General features: G+C 62.5%; 17 protein-coding genes and 1 pseudogene. 8 read left to right on the top strand and 10 right to left on the bottom strand.

Annotation, left to right across the window (positions count from 1 at the left end):
- Positions 1–382 precede the first annotated feature (382 nt).
- On the bottom strand, positions 383–2848 hold the full coding sequence (locus tag FYC77_RS00290; protein WP_149079510.1) for a DEAD/DEAH box helicase: 2466 nt from the start codon (positions 2846–2848) through the stop codon (positions 383–385).
- Positions 2849–3152: 304 nt separating this feature from the next.
- Entirely contained in the window at positions 3153–3326 is a 174-nt protein-coding gene (locus FYC77_RS00295) for a DUF1059 domain-containing protein (RefSeq protein ID WP_149079511.1), read from the bottom strand.
- 657 nt (positions 3327–3983) lie between these two features.
- On the opposite strand from FYC77_RS00295, the gene FYC77_RS00300 reads away from it, so the two are divergent.
- Together FYC77_RS00300 and FYC77_RS00305 are read left to right on the top strand one after the other, a co-directional pair.
- Positions 3984–4790 (top strand): ABC transporter ATP-binding protein, encoded by an 807-nt coding sequence (locus FYC77_RS00300; RefSeq protein WP_149079512.1) that lies wholly within the window; start codon positions 3984–3986, stop codon positions 4788–4790.
- Complete coding sequence (locus FYC77_RS00305; protein WP_149079513.1) at positions 4787–6091, top strand: ABC transporter permease; 1305 nt, start codon at positions 4787–4789, stop codon at positions 6089–6091. Before FYC77_RS00300 ends, FYC77_RS00305 begins: the two co-directional genes overlap by 4 nt.
- Before the next feature lie 27 nt (positions 6092–6118).
- Here FYC77_RS00305 and FYC77_RS00310 read toward each other — a convergent pair whose 3' ends face one another.
- Together FYC77_RS00310 and FYC77_RS00315 are read right to left on the bottom strand one after the other, a co-directional pair.
- Positions 6119–6724 carry a DUF5518 domain-containing protein gene (locus FYC77_RS00310; RefSeq protein WP_149079514.1) on the bottom strand — a complete coding sequence of 202 codons (606 nt, stop codon included), beginning with the start codon at positions 6722–6724 and terminating at the stop codon, positions 6119–6121.
- Between the two features lie 148 nt (positions 6725–6872).
- Positions 6873–7991 (bottom strand): AI-2E family transporter, encoded by a 1119-nt coding sequence (locus FYC77_RS00315; protein WP_149079515.1) that lies wholly within the window; start codon positions 7989–7991, stop codon positions 6873–6875.
- 193 nt (positions 7992–8184) lie between these two features.
- On the opposite strand from FYC77_RS00315, the gene FYC77_RS00320 reads away from it, so the two are divergent.
- Together FYC77_RS00320 and FYC77_RS00325 are read left to right on the top strand one after the other, a co-directional pair.
- On the top strand, positions 8185–9426 hold the full coding sequence (locus FYC77_RS00320; protein WP_149079516.1) for a thiamine ABC transporter substrate-binding protein: 1242 nt from the start codon (positions 8185–8187) through the stop codon (positions 9424–9426).
- A 228-nt stretch (positions 9427–9654) separates the two neighbouring features.
- Positions 9655–10020 (top strand): hypothetical protein, encoded by a 366-nt coding sequence (locus FYC77_RS00325; RefSeq protein WP_149079517.1) that lies wholly within the window; start codon positions 9655–9657, stop codon positions 10018–10020.
- Positions 10021–10157: 137 nt separating this feature from the next.
- Here FYC77_RS00325 and FYC77_RS00335 read toward each other — a convergent pair whose 3' ends face one another.
- Both FYC77_RS00335 and FYC77_RS20080 read right to left on the bottom strand, forming a co-directional pair.
- Positions 10158–11432 carry an RNA-guided endonuclease TnpB family protein gene (locus tag FYC77_RS00335; protein WP_149079519.1) on the bottom strand — a complete coding sequence of 425 codons (1275 nt, stop codon included), beginning with the start codon at positions 11430–11432 and terminating at the stop codon, positions 10158–10160.
- Positions 11429–11593, bottom strand: coding sequence for a hypothetical protein (locus tag FYC77_RS20080; protein ID WP_162354461.1), 165 nt, complete (start codon positions 11591–11593; stop codon positions 11429–11431). The genes FYC77_RS00335 and FYC77_RS20080 overlap by 4 nt, the downstream gene beginning before the upstream one ends.
- A 74-nt stretch (positions 11594–11667) precedes the next feature.
- Here FYC77_RS20080 and tnpA point away from each other — a divergent pair.
- A pseudogene (tnpA, locus tag FYC77_RS00340) lies at positions 11668–12117 on the top strand (IS200/IS605 family transposase).
- A gap of 84 nt (positions 12118–12201) precedes the next feature.
- On the opposite strand, the gene FYC77_RS00345 reads toward tnpA, so the two are convergent.
- Together FYC77_RS00345 and FYC77_RS00350 are read right to left on the bottom strand one after the other, a co-directional pair.
- Positions 12202–12768, bottom strand: a complete 567-nt coding sequence (locus tag FYC77_RS00345; RefSeq protein WP_238386761.1) for a hypothetical protein — start codon at positions 12766–12768, stop codon at positions 12202–12204.
- Between the two features lie 166 nt (positions 12769–12934).
- Positions 12935–14113, bottom strand: coding sequence for an aspartate kinase (locus FYC77_RS00350; protein WP_149079520.1), 1179 nt, complete (start codon positions 14111–14113; stop codon positions 12935–12937).
- Between the two features lie 237 nt (positions 14114–14350).
- On the opposite strand from FYC77_RS00350, the gene FYC77_RS00355 reads away from it, so the two are divergent.
- Both FYC77_RS00355 and FYC77_RS00360 read left to right on the top strand, forming a co-directional pair.
- Positions 14351–14791, top strand: coding sequence for a hypothetical protein (locus FYC77_RS00355; RefSeq protein WP_149079521.1), 441 nt, complete (start codon positions 14351–14353; stop codon positions 14789–14791).
- A complete protein-coding gene (locus FYC77_RS00360; RefSeq protein WP_149079522.1) occupies positions 14792–15283 on the top strand; it encodes a hypothetical protein in 492 nt (163 codons plus the stop codon).
- Here the strand turns inward: FYC77_RS00360 and FYC77_RS00365 are convergent.
- Positions 15276–16922 carry a DNA-directed DNA polymerase II small subunit gene (locus tag FYC77_RS00365; protein ID WP_149079523.1) on the bottom strand — a complete coding sequence of 549 codons (1647 nt, stop codon included), beginning with the start codon at positions 16920–16922 and terminating at the stop codon, positions 15276–15278. The genes FYC77_RS00360 and FYC77_RS00365 overlap by 8 nt on opposite strands.
- Positions 16923–17086: 164 nt before the next feature.
- Here FYC77_RS00365 and FYC77_RS00370 point away from each other — a divergent pair, with 164 nt between their 5' ends.
- Entirely contained in the window at positions 17087–18028 is a 942-nt protein-coding gene (locus FYC77_RS00370) for a S24/S26 family peptidase (protein WP_149079524.1), read from the top strand.
- A 32-nt stretch (positions 18029–18060) separates the two neighbouring features.
- Here FYC77_RS00370 and FYC77_RS00375 read toward each other — a convergent pair whose 3' ends face one another.
- Positions 18061–18516 carry a hypothetical protein gene (locus tag FYC77_RS00375; protein WP_149079525.1) on the bottom strand — a complete coding sequence of 152 codons (456 nt, stop codon included), beginning with the start codon at positions 18514–18516 and terminating at the stop codon, positions 18061–18063.
- Positions 18517–18585: the final 69 nt, after the last annotated feature.

The raw sequence follows: 18585 nt of genomic DNA on the forward strand, positions 1-18585 counted from the left end.
CGTGGCTTCCGTTTCGCCCGGTTCTCGACCAACTGTCGATCGAACGCCGGGTCGGGGACTCACGGCGTCGGTTCGGGAGGGATGACCGGGTATCTCTCCCAGTATCGCGAGCCGTCTCCTATATATTTTCTGTTCACCGCCGATCGACGGGAACGGTGAATCAGTTCGCACACCGGTACTCGAGTACATGCCTCGCCACCTACCCGTCGGGTTTTGCGGCCCGGTCGCGCGCCCGCTTCGGTGTCACCGGACTGCGACGCTCGGCGACCGTCGATCAGGGTCGTCTGTCAGACAGTTTCACCTGCCACGTCCCATCAGGAGCTCGTCCGCTGTCCCTTTGTTACGGCCTCGTCCGCTGTCTCTCCGTCCAGGACCTCGTCGGCTACGTTCCTCCTGTGTACTGGCTGCCGACGACCTCGCGGATCCGTTCGGCCGTCACTGCGCCGACGCCGTCGGCTTCCTGTAACTCCTCTTCGCTCGCGATCATCACCGCCTCGACCGTGCCGAACTCCTCGAGCAACGATCGGGCGGTGACGGGACCGATCTCGGCGATCGAGGAGACGACGTACTCCTGTTGTTCGCCCAGCGTCTTCGCCTGTTTCTCACCGTGAACTGATACCTTGCGGTCGCTGAGGTCCTGCTCGCGGCCGGCGATGACGGCGAGCAGTTCGGTCGTCTCCGCCTCGCTTTCGGTCCGCAGAACCGAGGCACCGAAGTCGACAGCCAGACTCGATAGCGCCCCCCGGATCGCGTTCGGGTGGACGTCCCGCTGGTCGTAGAGTCCGTCGCCCTCGACGACGACGATCGGCCGCGAGTAGTGTCTCGCCATCGCACCGACCTGTTCGAAGACCGACCGGTCGCCGCCGACGAGCGAGTCGACGAAGTCGGCGACCGACTTGCGTTCGACGACGACGCGATCCGAGAGGACGTAGTCGCCGACGTCGAGCGTCTCGAGACGAACCTCAACCCCCTCGCGCTTCGAGAGATCGCGGGCGATATTTGCGTCCATCTCGCGCTGGTCGGCGACGATCTCGATCGCGTCACCCTCGGCGGACGGTTCGTGGGTTTCGACGTCGCCGTCAGTGTCCGCCGAATCCGCGGACTCGCCGTTGGCACTCGAGTTCGAGTCAGCTTCCGCGAACTCCTGTAATCCGGGCTGTGTTCGATCCCCCTCGCTTCCACTGGAAGAGTCGCCGCCTGCGTCGGGTTCAGTGGTGTCGCCGTTTACTTCCGCTTCGCTTTGATCCGCGTCGAAATCGGCGAGTGACTGCTGGGAGTCGTCGAGTTCCTCCTCGAGATCGGTGGCGATCCCCTTCAGTTCGCGGAGTTCGTTCTCCATCTCCTTCTCGCGGCGACGAGAGATCCAGAAGTAGGCCTCGTCGCGGGTGTCCTCGGCCATGAGCACGACGACCCGCCCCTCCGACTGGCGGCCAGTTCGCCCCTTGCGCTGGATCGACCGGATCGCCGTCGGGACGGGTTCGTAGAAGAGCACGAGGTCGACCTCGGGGACGTCTAGTCCCTCCTCGGCGACGGACGTCGAGACGAGTACCTCGAACTCACCCGCCCGGAAGTCGTTCAACACCTCCTGTTGTTGGTTCTGGGTCATCCCGTCGGACCCCTCGCGGTCGCCCTGGCCGACGAACCGCTTCGCGTCGAAACTCTCCGAGAGGAAGTCGGTCAGCGCTTCGGCGGTGTCCCGGGACTCGGTGAAGACGATGACGCGCTCGCCGCCCTCGAGTCCCAGCGTCTCGGCGAGCAACATCCGGGTTTTGCGGTACTTCGGGTGGAGTTGATCGAAGTCCTCGGCCCGGCGCATCGCCTCCCGAACGCGGGGATCGCTCACGAGTCGCTGGCTCGCCTTCGAGGCGCCCGACGAACGCGCCTGGTTGCGCTGGCGTTCGAAGTACCGCTCCAGGGCCTCGACGCTTTGCGTTTCGACCAGGGTGACCGCCTGGCGGAGCTTCATCACCTCCGCGTGGATCGACATCCCCTCGAACCCCTCCGACTGATCGTTGTCGATCAACTGCTGGAGTTCCGCGCGCATCCGGTTCAGATCCGTCTGTGACTGGTCGGGTTGGGTCGAAGAGGCGATACCGAGTTCTTTGAGCTTCTCGAGGCGGTCCCTGACGACGTCGTTCAGCGCGTCCCTGATCTCGAGTACCTCCTCGGGGAGGTCGATGCGTTCCCACTCGACGTCGGTGTCGTGGGTGAACTCGCCAACGTCGGCGTCCTCTTCGGTCATCACCTCCACCTCCTGGATACCGAGGTTCTCACAGACCTCGAGGATGGCCTCCTCGTCCCCGCCCGGTGAGGCCGACATGCCGGTGACTAGCGGCCGGTCGGCGTCGGCGTGGTAGCGCTCGGCGATGTAGTTGTAGGCGTAGTCGCCGGTCGCGCGGTGACACTCGTCGAACGTACAGTGAGTGACGTCGGCAAGCGAGATCCGCGAGCCGACGAGGTCGTTTTCGATCACCTGCGGTGTGGCCATCACGACCGTCGCCTCCTGCCAGGTCTCGGCGCGGTCGTCGGGACTGACGTCGCCGGTGAAGACGACGATCTCCTCGTCCGGTATCTGGAGGGCCTCCCGGTAGAACTCCGCGTGTTGCTGGACGAGCGGTTTCGTCGGCGCGAGCATGAGCGAGGTGCCGCGGACCTCCTCGAGTCGCCGCGCGGTCACGAGCAGGCTCACGGTCGTCTTCCCCAGCCCCGTCGGCAGGCAGACCAGCGTGTGGTCGTTTGCGGCCGTACCGGCGAGTTTCAGCTGATAGAGTCGTCGCTCGAGGAAGTCGGACTCGAGCAGCGGGTGCTCGATCGACGGCGGCTCCGTCCCCTCGTCCGTCGTTGCCATTGTCCGTGGTTTGCCGTCGCCGCTGTTAAGGATTCGTAAAGCGAGGTGGAAGTGAAGAGGGGAGACCGGTTCGTCCCGGAATCGCTCGACTCGGTCTTCGACGTCGTCGAAATCGCCGTCGGTATTTATCGATTGCTGTACCGATTTACCGGCTCGGCGAGGGAGTTATCGAACGACTCGCGTGGTGTTCGTTTCGTCCCATTCGGACTGAACTATCAGTTCCAGTTACGTGCGTATTGAGCGGCGAGTATTCTATCAGTCTGGAAAAACAGAAGAAAACTCGGCAACTCGATCACGCTATTCGTTAGACGATTTGAAGATGTTCTTCTCGGAGCTCGTCATCTGAGAACTCCTGTCCGTGAACCTCTTTCATGTGTTTCTTAGCCAATTCAACAGTCTCTTCTTCGTTTTCCGATTGAATAATGAACCGGCATGTATCCGATACTGATTCACAATCGAGTTTGTGTGCGTCTGCCATGGGTTTTCACTCCTGTTTGGCCGCGGAGACTGGTACCCGATATTGCGTCCAATGCTACCAAGCACCAAATGACGTACGTCAGTAGATTACTTATCTATTTTTGTCGGAATATAACCACAACCTGAGAAGAAGTTCCAGCGAGCAATCAATTTATCTGCCGACGTTCCCCTCGCGAGCAGTACGCAGATGTGGCGAGCGGACGGGTCACCGGGTTCAGAGTGAAAAAACGAAGTCGTCGTGCTACACTAGTGGCGTCCCAAGCCTGCACTGATGGGTGAAACCGTGTGTGGGTGACTGGTTTCACCCATCAGTCAACGCTTGGGACGGTACTAGTCCGCTATATCTATCGGTAACTGTTAACACAGAACAGATAGATCGGTAGCCGCTTCGGTAACCGCTTGACCAGTGTAGAACGCTGACGCTTTCACGACCCGATCAAAATCTTGTGCGGCATTCGCGTTGTATGTTCGGTAAATCCCATCTCTCGACTACTGGAGAAGCATGAAACGAAACCACGGGTCCTGTCCTCTCCCATCGAGTATTCGAGGAGCGCGACTGACGACGGCGCGCTCGAGAACCCGTCAGGGAAGCCGCTCACAAACGCTCGAGACGACCGCCGCCTAGAAGCTTTTTCCCTGCCTCCGTGGTCTGCCTCCCATGGCGAGTTCGGACGTCGCAGTCAGCCTCGAGAACGTACACAAGACTTACCGGCTGGCGGAGCCCGTCTACGCCCTCGACGGCGTCTCCCTCGAGGTTCCACGGGGATCGTACACCGCGATCATGGGCCCGAGCGGGTCGGGGAAGTCCACCCTGATGAACCTCGTGGGCTGTCTCGACACGCCGACGGAAGGTGTGGTCGTCGTCGACGGACGGGACGTGACCGCCCTCGACGGGAGCGAACGGACCGCCCTTCGGGGGGAGCAGGTCGGGTTCGTCTTCCAGACGTTCAACCTGATGCCGCGGCTGTCGGCGCTCGAGAACGTCGCGCTTCCGCAGTTGTTCCTGGGCGTCGGCCGGGCCGAACGACGGGAGCGAGCGCGGGAGCTCCTCGAGCGGGTCGGCCTCGGCGATCGGACGGACCACCTGCCGAACGAGCTCTCGGGCGGTCAGCGCCAACGAGTCGCGCTCGCGCGGGCGCTGGTGAACGATCCCGCACTCGTCCTGGCCGACGAACCCTCCGGGAACCTCGACACCGAGACGGAAGCCGACGTCCTCGACCTCTTCGCCGAGTTCCACGACGCCGGGACGACGATGGTGGTCGTCACCCACGAGCGCCACGTCGCCGAGCGCGCCGAACGGATCGTCCACCTGTTGGACGGGAGAATCGAGCGGATCGAAGAACTCGAGGGCGTCGGCGAGCCAGCCAGGCCGGATCCCGCGTCGGGTTCCCGGCCCGGTTCGGCCGTCGAGCCGAAAGGCGCGGACAGCGACGACAAAACGAGAGCCGAGGACGAGCACGAATGAGACCGCTCGAGCACGCCCGCCTCGCGTGGCGGTCGATCCGTGGACACAAACTCCGGTCGGCGCTGACGACGCTCGGCGTGATCATCGGTATCGCCGCGGTGATCGCGTTCGTCACGCTCGGGGCGAGCCTGCAGGCGGGGATCGTCGGCGACATCAGCCCCGACGACCAGCGAAACCTCTACGGCTGGGCTGCCGAGCCGGAGACCGAAGGCGGGCCGCTGGCGGGCGCTCAACCCGTCGTCAGCCAGGACGATCTCGAAGAAATCGAGGAGTTCGACGAGGTGTCGGCCGCCTACGGCTACGCGACCGTTCCGACGCAGGCCGTCTCGGACGGCGACGAACAGGTCGCACTCGGTGATGGTCTGGTCGCGACGGGACCGTCGTACGTCCGAGAGGGAGAGCTCGCGGAGGGGCGGAGCTTCGAGGCGGGCGAGCGCGAGGCCGTGCTCAACCCGGCGGCTGCCGAACAGTTCGAGGAGAACGTCACCGTCGGCGACGAACTGGTAGTCACGACCGTCGGCGGCGGCCAGACGACCGTCGACGTCGTCGGGATCACGGCGACCTCCGAGGGGTTGAGTCCGTTCGAAGGGTTCGAGGCGTCGCCGCGGATCTACGTCCCGACCGATCCGTACTACGCCGAAGGGGCGGCCGGCATCGGGTTCGGGGACGGACTCGGTGGCGATCCGGGCAGCGGTTCCGAAGCCGAACCGACCGACGATCTCCGGTATCTCGCCGTCGTCGTCGAGGCCCAGTCCGCCGAGGAGGCGGACGTCGACGCCGCTCGCGATCGGGCGGTCGAGTACCTCGAGAGCGAGGAAGCCGACGCGAGCGAGTTCGTCGGCGGTGGCGAGGATCTCGAGGTGACGTTCCAGACCAGCACCGAGTTGCTCCAGCAGCTACAGGATATCCTCGAACTCTTACAGAACTTCATCGTCGGCATCGCGGCGATCTCCCTGCTCGTCGGCTCGATCGGCATCGCGAACATCATGCTGGTGAGCGTCACCGAGCGCACCCGCGAGATCGGGATCATGAAAGCCGTCGGCGCGCAGAATCGGGAAGTACTCGGACTGTTTCTCGCCGAAGCAGTGATCCTTGGCGTCGTCGGTGCCGTCCTCGGGACCGCACTCGGTCTGCTCGCGGGTTATCTGGGTGCGCTGTACGTCGACCTTCCGCTCGTCTACCCCCTCGAGTACGTCGCCCTTGCCATCCTGGTTGGAATTCTCGTTGGCGTCCTCTCGGGACTGTATCCGGCCTGGCGAGCGGCCCGCACGGATCCGATCGACGCGCTCCGATACGAGTGAGACGGACTGTCGTCACTGGTTACCGCTTCACTCGCCTCGCCGATGGTCGTCTCGGTCGTCCTCCCCCTCTTCGCGCCACCGCGTCGGCTCCGTCGGATCGGTCGACGGCGATCCGCCCGGTTCGCCAGGCGCTGACCAGCCGGTGTCGCTCGATTCGAGGTCCGTTCCGGCCCGTGATCGGGTTCGGTCCCCCCGACTAGTCGGACGTCGACCGATCCGTTCGTCCTCGCTCATACCGATCGTTCGGCGGGCGTTGGTTCGCTTCTCTGGATACTCGTTTGCGAGATAGGCACCAAGATAGCCACCCAGTAGCGCCACGCCGACGGTGTAGAGGAGTAACGCCGTCGCTCCGACGAGGATGAAAAACAGGACGAACGCGAACCCGCTGGCCGGCGCGCCCGAAACCCCGAACCCGAAGCCGACGAAGACGAACGCGAGGAGTGCGAACGCGGCGACGGGCAGAAACGTGATCGCACCCGCCAGCGCCCCCACGATCGCGCCCTCGCGCGTGTCCGGCCCCTCGAGAAATCCCGCGACTGCGCCGCCGATCACGGTCGAAAACGGGATGAACGAGAGGACGATCCCGACGATGGCACCGATGATCGCGTGAATGAGTGTCCGACTACTGACCATACCGAACGAACGACGAGCAGGGAGAAAAATGTCTGTGTACCGAAACACCGAGAGGTTGGGATCACCAGAGCGCAAACGGTGACTCGAGACCGACGCGAGTCGACAGCAACTCGACGACGGATGGGGGTCAACCTCGATCGAGAGGGGATCAGTGGTCCGCCGGTCGCGAACGGGACTCGTCGAACGTCGCTTCGGTGTCCGATTCGGGTTCGGATGACTGTGCGCCGGAATCGTCAGTGGCGTCCACATCAAGCAGATCGGCGACGTCGGCGTCGCCGTTGACCTCGTCGGCGAGCAGATCGACGGCCTCGACGAACACCGCGACGATCAGCGGGCCGACGACGATGCCGATCGCTCCGAGCGTAAACAGACCGCCGGTGAATCCGACGAAGTAGAGGCTTCCGGGAAGACCTGCCGATCGACGCGCTAGACGCGGACGAACGGCGATATCCGGAAGCCAGGCGACCAGTGCGATACCGAGAACCCCCACCAGAACGGCGGCGGCCAGTTCGCCCGCAACGACGTGATAACCTGCGATCGGTAGGATGAGAAGACTCGGACCGATGATCGGGACGAACTGCAAGATCGCCGCGATGATCGCGAGCGTAAACGGAATCTCGTACCCGAGCGCCCAGAACAGCGGGTAAGCGATGAACAGCGTCGCGGCCGATGTGGCGAGTTGTAACACGTAAATCGCGTACAGCGTCTCCCGAGCCCGCGTCGCCAGCGCGTCGACGATGTCCCGGTAGTCGTGGGGGACCGGTGCGATGGCGGCTCGAGCAGCTTCCTCGCCCTTGAGGACGAGCGCGAACAGCAGGATGACGAACAGCGCGAACTTGATCGCGAGGACGGGAAGCGCCGAGACCAGCGAGAAGGCGGTGCTCGTGAGCAAGTCGATTGCGAACGTCTGTACTTCCGCGACTTCGATCGTGTACGTGACGTCGAAAGCGGTAATCGGGATCTCCGGCGGGAGCCCCTCCACGATGTCGACGATCTCGTCGACGTTGACGTACAGCGTCAGGACGATCGGCGAGAAGACGGCGACGGCGACGACGAAACCGACGCCGGTCGCCGCGAGGGCACCTGTCCACTCGGTGAATCCGCGTCTGACGAACCAGCGCTGGACCGGCATCAACACGTACGCGACCGTCAGCGCGAAGAGGATCGTTCCGAGTACCTCGAGCAGTATTCCGGCCGTTAGAACCCCCAGGGCGGCAACGATGGCTGCAAGTACGTGTCGACGCGACCGCGTTCCGTTCGATTCCACGGTCGTGACTCACACCGAACGGAGAAAGTCTTTCCTCCAGACCGAAACCACGGATCGACTCCAAACGGTCGGGTCACGATCGATACGGTCTGTGACCGACCGATACCGACGCATCGCGGTCCGGACGAGCGTCCGAACCGCTCGGCGGCGAAACGGCACGATCCTTAAGCCGGTTCGTCGCGACATTCGAACGATGAGACGACGGAGCTTCGTCCGCGGCGTCGGCGCGGGATCGGTGATCGCCCTCTCCGGGTGTGCGACCCGCGAAAACGGGGACGAAGACGAGGATGATGACTCTGCAGCGGAACTCCCAGAGGACGAACTCGAGGACGACGGTGGCCTCCGCGTGGCAACGTACAGTTCCATGGTGGCCGAGGAGACGTCGGCCGGTCGCTGGCTCGCCGAGGCGTTCGAAGCCGAGTTTCCCGACGCCGAGATCGACTGGGTCGTTCCCGAAGCGGGGATCGAGAACTACATCCAGCGAGCACAACTCGAGGCCGAAATGGACGCGGACGTCTACCTCGGGTTGACCCTCCCCGAACTCGTTCGCGTCGACGAGTCCCTGTCGGAGCCGCTGTTCGAACCGCTCGAACGTAGTCGTCTCGAGAACGACGACCGGATCAGCGCCGACCTCGAGTTCGGGGATCCCGACGGGCGGGTGCTCCCGTACGACGTCGGGTACGTGAGCCTCGTCTACGACGAGACAGTTCTCGAACCGCCGGAGACGTTCGAAGACCTCCTCGAGCCCGAGTACGAGGACACCCTTCTGGCACAAGACCCCCGACGGTCGGCACCCGGGCGGGCGTTTCTGTTGTGGACGATCGCGACGTTCGGGGACGAGTACCTCGCGTACTGGAAGCGACTGTGGGAAAACGGCGTCGACGTGCGTCCTCGCTGGACCGACGCGTACGTGGACGGCTACCTCGAGGAGGCCCGGCCGATGGTCGTCTCCTATACGACCGATCGAATCGGCGCGAACCTGGCCGAGCGGAACCTCGATCGTCACCAGGTCGCAACGCTCGACGACGCGGGCTACGAGACCGTCGAGGGGGTCGCCGTCTTCGCCGAGACGGAACGGCGTGAACTCGCCTACGAGTTCGTCGACTTCGTCCTCTCGAGCGAAGCGCAAGCCGAGATCGCAGTCAGAAACGCTCAGTTTCCCGCAATCGAAGACGAATACCTCACGCTCGGAACCGAGTTTACGGCGTTTACACGCCGGCCATCGGAATCGGTCCGGTTTACCTACGACGAACTTCGAGAACGGCTGGATGGCTGGCTCGAGGCCTGGGACAACGAGTTTGGCGACCAGTTGGAGGATACTCCAATCGGAGAAACCGACGACGTATCGGGCGTCGAAGAAAACGGTGGCGAATCGGACGACGTCCCAGCGGAAAACGAAACGGCCGACGACGAGACTGATAGGGACACCGACTGATACGGTTTGCTGTAACGATTTACCGGTTCGACCGTAGGACGGGTCACGGTCGCACCGGAAATGACTTACAGCAGACCGTATGATACGGTCTGCGATCGACCGGGACAGAGATTGCGGCCCGTATGATACGGACGGCCCACTTTTGCGGGAGAAATGCGTCCTTTCGCTCGCGACAGCGGTGATATTGCAGTGCAGATTTAAGGAAGGGAACGTGGTACGTCGCGGCGCATGGAGTTTGGACGGTTACTCAGCGGCGACCCATCGAGGAGTTCGAAGCTCTACCTCGCGATCGGCCTCCTCTCGCTCGTAAAGGCGATCGCGGTACGCAACGACCGGGAGCGATTCAGACGTGAGCTACTCGACGCGGGACTGTTCATCGGCGTCGGGATCGCCCTTCGAAAGTACAGCCAGCTCAAAGCCCAGAAACGCGCCGAACTCGAGTCACAGGTACCGGACTGGCTCGCTGGATCGGGAGCCGACTCGAGCGAACCGACGCTCCAGTCGTTCGCGAAACGACAGTTCGGTCAACGATCCGAGTCCGAGCCCGAGCCCACGATCACGGATCGGGCCCGCGGAATCGTCTCGAGCCTGTAACCGCCTGGACGCCGCCGTCGCGATCGGCTACGTGGGTGGAGCGCCCATCGGTACCGACACCAGCTGGTGGAGATCCCACAGGAGGGACATCAGGCACGTGAACCGCCTCGGGGTCAAGCCCCGAGGCTTCCCGTGGTTTAGTCGGACACTCCCACGACACCATCGGTCTGATAACCTCGAACAGCGTCGTGGGTCACGGTCGGGGCGTCCACGGCCCCCGATGCCTGCCGTCGCACTTTCCGAACAACGGGAAGGCTGTTGAGAGCAGGCACATTCCAATCGAGTTTCTTCATACCTTTCACGGCGATATTGACGCTTGCACCTCGGTCGCTGTGGTCTTGATGACCACAGTCCCGACACTTGAACCGCTTCTTGTTGCGGTTCGCACGCTCCGTATGCCCACACATCGGACACCGCTGGCTGGTGTATTCGGGATTAACCCACACGGTCGGAATGCCCTCAAACGACGCTTTGTACGCCGTATAGATCTGAAGGGCGCGGAACGGGATGTGGTGCAAACGTCGGTTCATCCGCGTGCCGTAGTCGATACTGTCGCGCATCTCTTTGAGGTCTTCAAAGACGATACACGGCTTCTCGAACTGACGGCTCCACTCTACGATATGTCGAGACACCTTGTGGAGTCTGTCGCGGACGAACCGTTCCTCACGCCCTTCCAGCGTGTCGTGGATGCTGTCTTTCCCCGCGTTCTGCACGCGCTTACGCATCGTGAAGTAGCGGTGGCGCTCGAATTTGATTTCGGGGAAGTCGATGACCAACGTATCTTCGACACCATCCGTTGAGAGTGCGGCCAACGCCACGTTATCCTCATTCACGTCCACACCGACAACCGACCGCGAGCCCTGCTTGTCTCGAACGGTCTGTTCGGTGTTGGTGACGTTGACGTGCAACTCGGCGTTGTCGTTGTGGAACAAGGCTTCTGCCGTCCCAATCTTCCACTCGTCACTTTCGAGTGCAGTCTTGAGAATGTCGAGGTGGGCGTCACTCCCTTTGAGGACACCTTTGACGTGCTTGTACGGCTTCGCGCTGATGCGGAACGCCACGTCACCGTCGTCGGTGAGTGACAGGTTGTAGCCTTCCTCGTAGTTTGCACGAAGCGGGTACGCGCCGTTCTTGGTGTGACTGGGTTGGGCGAAGTCGTCGTACTCGTAGTAGTTCTCCATCGCACCGAGTGCCTTCGCAACGACACGCTGAGTCGTGTTCTTCACGAGGTTAGCGCCGCCGGCTACTCGGTCAGGAATGTCATCCCAGTCCACGCCTTGCTTGGCGAGGCGGATGGTTTCGTTGTACACCGACCGTGCTTCGAGCGTGGCGTCGTACAGCAGGCTCTCGTTGTCACTCTGGATGTTGAGTTGGAAGTCCAGCGTCTTGACGAGAGCCTGTGCGTCCGTCATTCTTGGTCGTTAGGTTGGACGTGACGGTAGTGGAGGAGGAGCGTGCGGAGTACGCTATCGAAACTCGTGTGGCCCTCCTCGTCCTTGAGTTCGTCAAGCTCGTCGTACACGGCGTCGGATACCTTGAGTTGCTTCGTCACGTCTACCCCTTGTTCTTCCACACTTAATAGTATACTGGTGGTAGTCTGTAAGTCGCTTCAAAGAATACTTTAGATCAGTCGTTGTGTTGTCAGGTATGGGCGAGAAGCGGTCAAACCACACGGTGTACAACGTCAACTACCACTTCGTGTGGTGTCCAAAGTCAAGCAAAGCGAAACTTTGCGTACCTCGCGGGATCGAAGATCCCGCTTAGTACCGTCACGCGATTCTCGAACCAATCGAAGCTTCGCTGGAAACGAGTTTCCGCGACGTGTGCGACAAGTACGGCTACGAGATATTATCGCTCCACATCTCGCCCGACCATGTACACCTGTTCGTCTCCGCTCACCCGAAGCACTCACCGAGCGAGATCGTGCGAACAGTCAAGAGCATCACGGCGCGGGAGATGTGGGAACAGCACGAACCGTTCTTGGAAGACTACCTGTGGGGCGGTGGGTTCTGGGAAGAATCGTACTACGTTGGGACGGCAGGCGATGTTTCGACCGACACGATTGACCAGTATATCGAGCGCACGGAACACGTTTAGCGGGGCTTACGGCCTTCACCCTCGGGGTCAAGCCCCGAGGCACTCGGCCTGCTCCGCCTGTAGACGAGACGGCTGATCGTCATACTACAGCGTCAACTCGAGTCCCGCACCGAACCAGCAAAACTCACTCGCCAGCCCGTCACCGAACGCCTCGTCACCGATTCGTTCGGCCGTCGGCTCGGGCCCGACCAGTTCGAATCCCGACCTCGAACGGTCGTCGTCGCACTCCGATACTGACTTCGAGTTCGATTCGGGGAACAGATCCCCAGCGTCGTCGCTCGATCGAATCGTTACCGTCGGCTCGCCGACGAGCACGGCGTCCGTCTCCCTGCCGAACTCGACGGGTTCGCTGTCGGCTGTCCCATCCAGGGGATCGGGCGCTGTATCGAGTCGGTCGAGACCGTCGAACAGCCCTTCGAGGTCGTCGGCGGTCGCATCGATCTCGTCGTCTGTCGTCGGATCGTGGTCACCACCGGCCTCGAGGAGTTCGTCGGCTGATTCGGCTCCAGACGACGCGAGGATTGCGTCGGGATCGGGCTCGACGTCTTCGAACACTTCGGTTACCACGGGGTTCGGGCTCATGCCCTCGAGTCCCAGGCCGGTCTCCTTCGTTACGAACCCGTTTCCGTCGGACAAGGGTTCGGTTACCACCGAATTAATTACAGATTCGGAGAAGACCAAAACAGTCAGAAAACGACGGGATTTCGATCCGAAGGATCGAATTAGTGACGGAAAGTCGATATCGAATGCGATAGCCTCGACGCGACGCTCGGCGACTGCGAACGTCGGTCGGGGAGGTCGACGCTTGTCGAAGTAACTAGAAGAGGTCCTGTGTCAACTCGAGAGTCTTCTCGCGGTCGTCCCACTCGACGAACAGGGCCACGCTGGTCGCGCTCGTGACGACATCTAGCAGGTGGATTCGTTCCTCCGCGAGTGGGCTGATGATCTCGTTGACGATTCCCGGTTGGTTGGGGAGTTCGCCGCCGGTAACCCGAACCACGGCGATCGGCGAGTCGACGGTGACACTCGAGAGCGCGTCGTGGGCGATAACCTCGCGATGGAGGATGTTTTCGGCGCGTTCGGCCTCCTCATCGTCGATGTAGAACGTGATCGTATCCATTCCGCTCGCGACTGCATCGACGTTAACGTCGCTCTCGCTCAGCGCCTTCGAGAGGTCGTAGAAGACGCCGGGTTGGTTGCGAATCGCGCGACCGGCGACGGTTAGACAGGCCAGCGGTCGTTCGCGAAGGTCGACGAGGTTCTTGAACTCGCCTTCGATGCTCGTTCCGCCCGAGAGTAAGTCGCCGTGTTGGTAGTGGACGACCCGGACGTTGAGCCTGCCGTCTTTGTACGAAAGCGCCGATGGGGCGACGACCTCTGCGCCACGGAACGAGAGGTTTCTGAGTTCGTCGACGGAAATTTCGCCGACGTTTCGCGCTCCCTCGACGACTCGGGGATCACCCGTCATAACGCCCTCGACGTCGGTCACGATGACGACCTCGTCGGCCTCCATGTACTTGCCCATCATGACTGCGGTCGTGTCGCTGCCGCCACGACCGAGCGTCGTGATCGAACCGTCCGGCCCCTCCGCGAGGAAGCCGGTGAGGACTGGAACCTCCTCGTCCATCGTCTCGGCGATCTCGATGGCGCGTTTCTGGGTTTCCTCGACGTCGACCTCGCCGTACTCGTCGGTTATGACCGGCCATCCGTCTTTGCCCGGTTCGAGGAACCGGGAGTCGATGCCCCGGGAAGCGAGGGCAGCCTTGAGCATCCGAACCGACGTTCGCTCGCCCATGCTGACGATCTGTGCGCGGTCGGCCTCGTCAGTCTCGAAGGTGATATCGTCGAGCAAGTCGTCGGTCGTCGACCCCATCGCACTCGCGACGACCGCGATCTCGTGGCCGTCCTCGACCGCCGCCGCGACGGAGTCGGCTGCACGGTCGATTCGGTCACCGCTCCCGAGACTCGTTCCACCAAACTTAGCTACAACGCGCATACTGGCACCTCACGGCGTGGCTGTGATCGTGTACCGATGTCCGAACTCATACTCGGTTCGTTACCAGAGCGAGCAGATAACTGTGTCCCATTGGACCGGCAAAGACCTCCGTATCGACACCTCAAGGTGGCAGACGAGACGACCATCGCCGAAAGTGATACGTTCTGGCGCGGTCGGAAACGACACGTCGACACCGCAGCCGGGATTTATATTCACGCGTGGCATTACCACACGACGATGAACGTACGGGACGCACTCGAGGCCGACGCCGACGCACTCGCGGCGATCGCCGACTCGCCGACCGACGTGATGCGAAATCTCGTTCACGATCGGACGGTCCGCGTCGCCGAAGACGGCACGCACGATCCGAACGCGGACGTCTCGAGTTCGCAGTACGACGGCTCGGATCCGGAGGATCTGCTCGGGTTCATCAGCTTCGACGCGCGCGAGGATACGGTTCACGTCACCCAGATCGGCGGGACCGCCGAGGCCTGCAAGCGGCTGCTGGCCGAACCGGTCCGATTCGCCGAACGCGAGTCGATGGCCGTCGAACTGCTGATGTCGCCAAACCGCGACTCCGTTCGAGAGGCTGCCGACGCGCTCGGGTTCGAACGAACGGGACGGGGACCACGGTTCGACGGCGCTCGAACGGAACGGTTTCGACTGGAGTCCGAGTGAATGGCGACACTCGACGCCGTTGGATCGTCGAGACGGGCCATCTCGTCGATCTGGCGCGCCCTCGAGCGACGTGTCGCGAACCCCGTCTTTCGTCGGTTGTTACGATCGCGATGTCACTGGCTCGTGAGTCGTCGTCTCCTGGTCCTCTCGTACGTCGCCACCCGTAGCGGGAAACGTTACACGTTCCCGGTCTCCTACCGTTCGGTCGACGGCCACCCGACCGTCCTCACGCCGCGGTCGGCGACGAACTGGTGGAAGAACTTCCGCGACCCTCACGAGTGTGTGCTCCACCTTCGCGGGAGGGAACTCCCCGCCACTGGGGAGGTCGTCGGCGACGACGAACGCGATGCCATTACCTCTGCGTACCTCGAGTCGAGTCGCCTGATCCGGTTGGTGTTCGGCTCCCACGAGATCGAAGCAGACCGAACCGACGACACGTCACCACGTCTCGTGGCCGTTCGATTTCGACTCGAGACCGACGTGGTCAGCTGAACTTCTGGACGGTAACGTCGAGCGTGTCCAGATCAACGATGGGCGCGTACCCCGCATCGGGGTCGATGTTGACGGACTTCTGGAAGTCGGTCTGGGCCTGCCAACAGCCCGAGTTTATCGCGAGCACGTTGTGATACTTGCCGAAGCCGAGTTTGTGGACGTGTCCGGTATGGAAGATATCGGGAACGTCCTCGATGACGAGGTAATCCCGTTCCTCGGGTGCGAGACGTGTGTGACCGCCGAACTGCGGCGCGACGTGTCGTTTCTTGAGGAGATGGTACATCGCTTTGTGGGGGTCGTCGTAGCTCGCTTTCTCCTCGGGGAGTTCGGCGATCACCTCGTCGAGGGAAACGCCGTGGTACATCAACACGGAGACCCCCTCGAGTGTCACCGTCGATGGGTTGCTCACGATCCGGGCGTCGTGAGCCGACATAATGTTGCGGAGGTTTTCGTCGAAGCCAGGCTGAGGTTCCGCGAGTCGTACCGCGTCGTGATTCCCCGGAATCATGACGATCTCGATGTCCCCGGGGACCGATTTGAGGTGTTCGTTGAACGTCTCGTACTGTTCGTAGATGTCGACGATCTCGAGTTCCTCGTCCTGGTTCGGATAGACGCCGACGCCCTCGACCATGTCCCCGGCGATCAACAGGTACTCGACGTGGTCGGCCTCCTCGGTGTAGAGCCAGTCCGCGAAGGCGTTCCAGGCGTCTTCCATGAACTCCTCGCTCCCGACGTGGACGTCGCTGATCAGCGCCGCCTGCACGTGACGATCCGCGGTCGACGGCTCGCGCGTTCGAGGAACGTCGGGGAAGTACATCGAGTCGACGAACGCGATCCCCGCATCGTCCGAGAGCGTCCCCTCCATCGCCAGCACCTCGTCACACAGCAGTTCCTCGACCAGGTCGGCGTACTCCCGGTCTTTCATCACCAACCACGGAAACGTCCCCGTGGCGTCCTCGAGTTCGATCAGCCAGTGCCCGCTCGCCGTCGACCGAACGTCGTTGACCAGCCCGACCATGCCCGCCTCGCTCCCCCCAGGCATACTCTGGATCGCCGTCGCCGGCCGGTGGTTGACCCGCCCTTTGAGCTTCGAGCCGAGTCGCTCGAGTCGATCGCGAAACACCGCGACGAAGTCGTCGTACTCCCCCGTCCCCGTGCTCTCGCCGGTCATATCGCCGTCAATCTCGAGCGACCGTAACTCGGGATCGGCCGATCGGTTTCCGGTAGACGACCGGTCGACGTCGGACGTCGACCGCGGCGAATCGACGGCGGTCGACGCCTGATCGGTGGCTGGCCGGGATCGGTCGTCGGGGGGTGGAGACCCCTTCGTTTCACCTGGAGATTGGGTACCCGAATCGTTCACACTGGTGGAGTTGTCTCCAGTTGAAACAGAGGGGTGTTCTCCAACGGGATCAGCCGACTGCGGGACCGAATCGTTCGACGACGATTCCGCCGAAAGCGCCGTCTCGACGTGGTCGGTTCGAACCACCAGCGCGTCCTCGGCCACGTCCTCGACGACGCGCTCTAAGACCGCCGCCGGATTCTCGGCGGAGGCGATCAGCGTGACGGCTTCGCGCTCGGCGTTGTAGCCGCGGCTCGTGAGTTCGTCGACGATCCGGGCCGCACCCTCGAGTGGCACGATCACACGTCTGCGACCGGACGAAAAAAGGGTAGCGAAACGACGGCCGACGCGATCGTTCGTGGCTCACTGCAACGGGTGTCGAACCGACCGGAACGCTACCCACTCTCAGTACTGTTCGACGAGGGGAACCTTGATTGCATGCCCCGGTAAAATGCGGGACGATGAGCGGTCCCCACTCCGGCGATCCAGGCGGTGACTCGGACGACGGAGATTCCGGTTGGAATTCCCGCAATTCGACGCGGAACGACGATCGTCCGGAAGAATCCGACGACGACGCCGTAGCGAACGAATCCGCTGTCGCCGACGCGTCGACCGAAAACGCCACGAGTGACGTGACGATCGAAGACGACGGAATCGTCCGCTGGTTTCTCGGCACCGAAGACGGAACGGTCGTCTTCGTCCGGGACATTCTGAGTAGCGTCGCTATCGTCGCCGTCATCGCGCTGATACTGTTCGGAATCAGCGGCATCTGGCCACCGCTGGTCGCCGTCGAGAGCGGAAGTATGGAGCCGAACATGGAACGTGGTGACCTCGTGTTCGTCGTCGACGACGACCGGTTCGTCGGCGACGAGGCCGTCGACGGAACCGGCGTCGTCACGCTCGAGAACGGCGAGAACGGCGACCACGAGAAGTTCGGCCAGGCCGGAGACGTAATCGTCTTCAAACCCGACGGAAGCGATCATCGCACGCCGATCATCCACCGAGCTCACTTCTGGGTGGACGAAGGCGAAAACTGGGTCGACACCAAAGCCGAAGACGAGTACGTCGGCGACGCCACCTGCGCCGAAGTGCCGACCTGCCCCGCCCCACACGACGGGTTCGTCACGAAAGGCGACGCCAACAGCGGCTACGACCAGTACCGCGGCGGCGCCCAGACGGACGTCGTTTCCCCCGACTGGGTGACCGGCAAGGCGATGATTCGCGTCCCGTGGCTCGGTCACGTCCGGCTGTTTTTCGACTCGCTGTTCGGCGCGATGGTCGGTCCCGTCCCTCACGGCGCAGGGTCCGGACTCGCCTCGAGCCTCCTCGACGGATCCACCGCGGCACACGTCGGCGTCGGCGCTGTCGTCGCCAGCGGAGACGGACTCGTTCGCCGTCGATAACTCGAGGTCAGCGTCCGCTTGTGATCTCGAAATTACTCCCCGGTCGTGATCTCGAGTCGAAGCGCATCCCCGTCCCGAACGACGTGCTCGGTCGGATCGACCCGTTCGTCGTCGACGAAGAACTCGAGTTCGACCGCCGACTCGCGGCCATCGTATTCGGTGTCGTCGATGGTGACGACGTGCTCGCCGTCTCGCTCGTCGGAGGTGAACTCCGGCAGGAGACCGATCGCCTCAGCGAACGTGACTCGCTCCCCACTCTCGGGATGGTCGTTGTACCAGTAGTCGTCGCTCTCGTGAAGGTGGAAATTCATCGAGTAGTCATCAGCATGTTCGGCCTGGAATCGGTCCGCCGAGAGATCGAACGGATCGCCGTCGATCACGATGTCGATTTCGCCGCGCTCGTACTCGTGATCGGGACCGTCGTCGGAAAGACACCCGGCTAGCGAGACGAGTCCCGCTGCGCCGGCGAGCACCGCCCGTCGGTTCATGTCGAGTGGAATCGGCTCGAGGACTATTAGCCCGTCGTCTCGAACCGGCGAATGCGTCGAAAATCGGTG

It is taken from the genome of Natrialba swarupiae (genome assembly GCF_008245225.1).
Classification (GTDB): Archaea; Halobacteriota; Halobacteria; order Halobacteriales; family Natrialbaceae; genus Natrarchaeobius; species Natrarchaeobius swarupiae.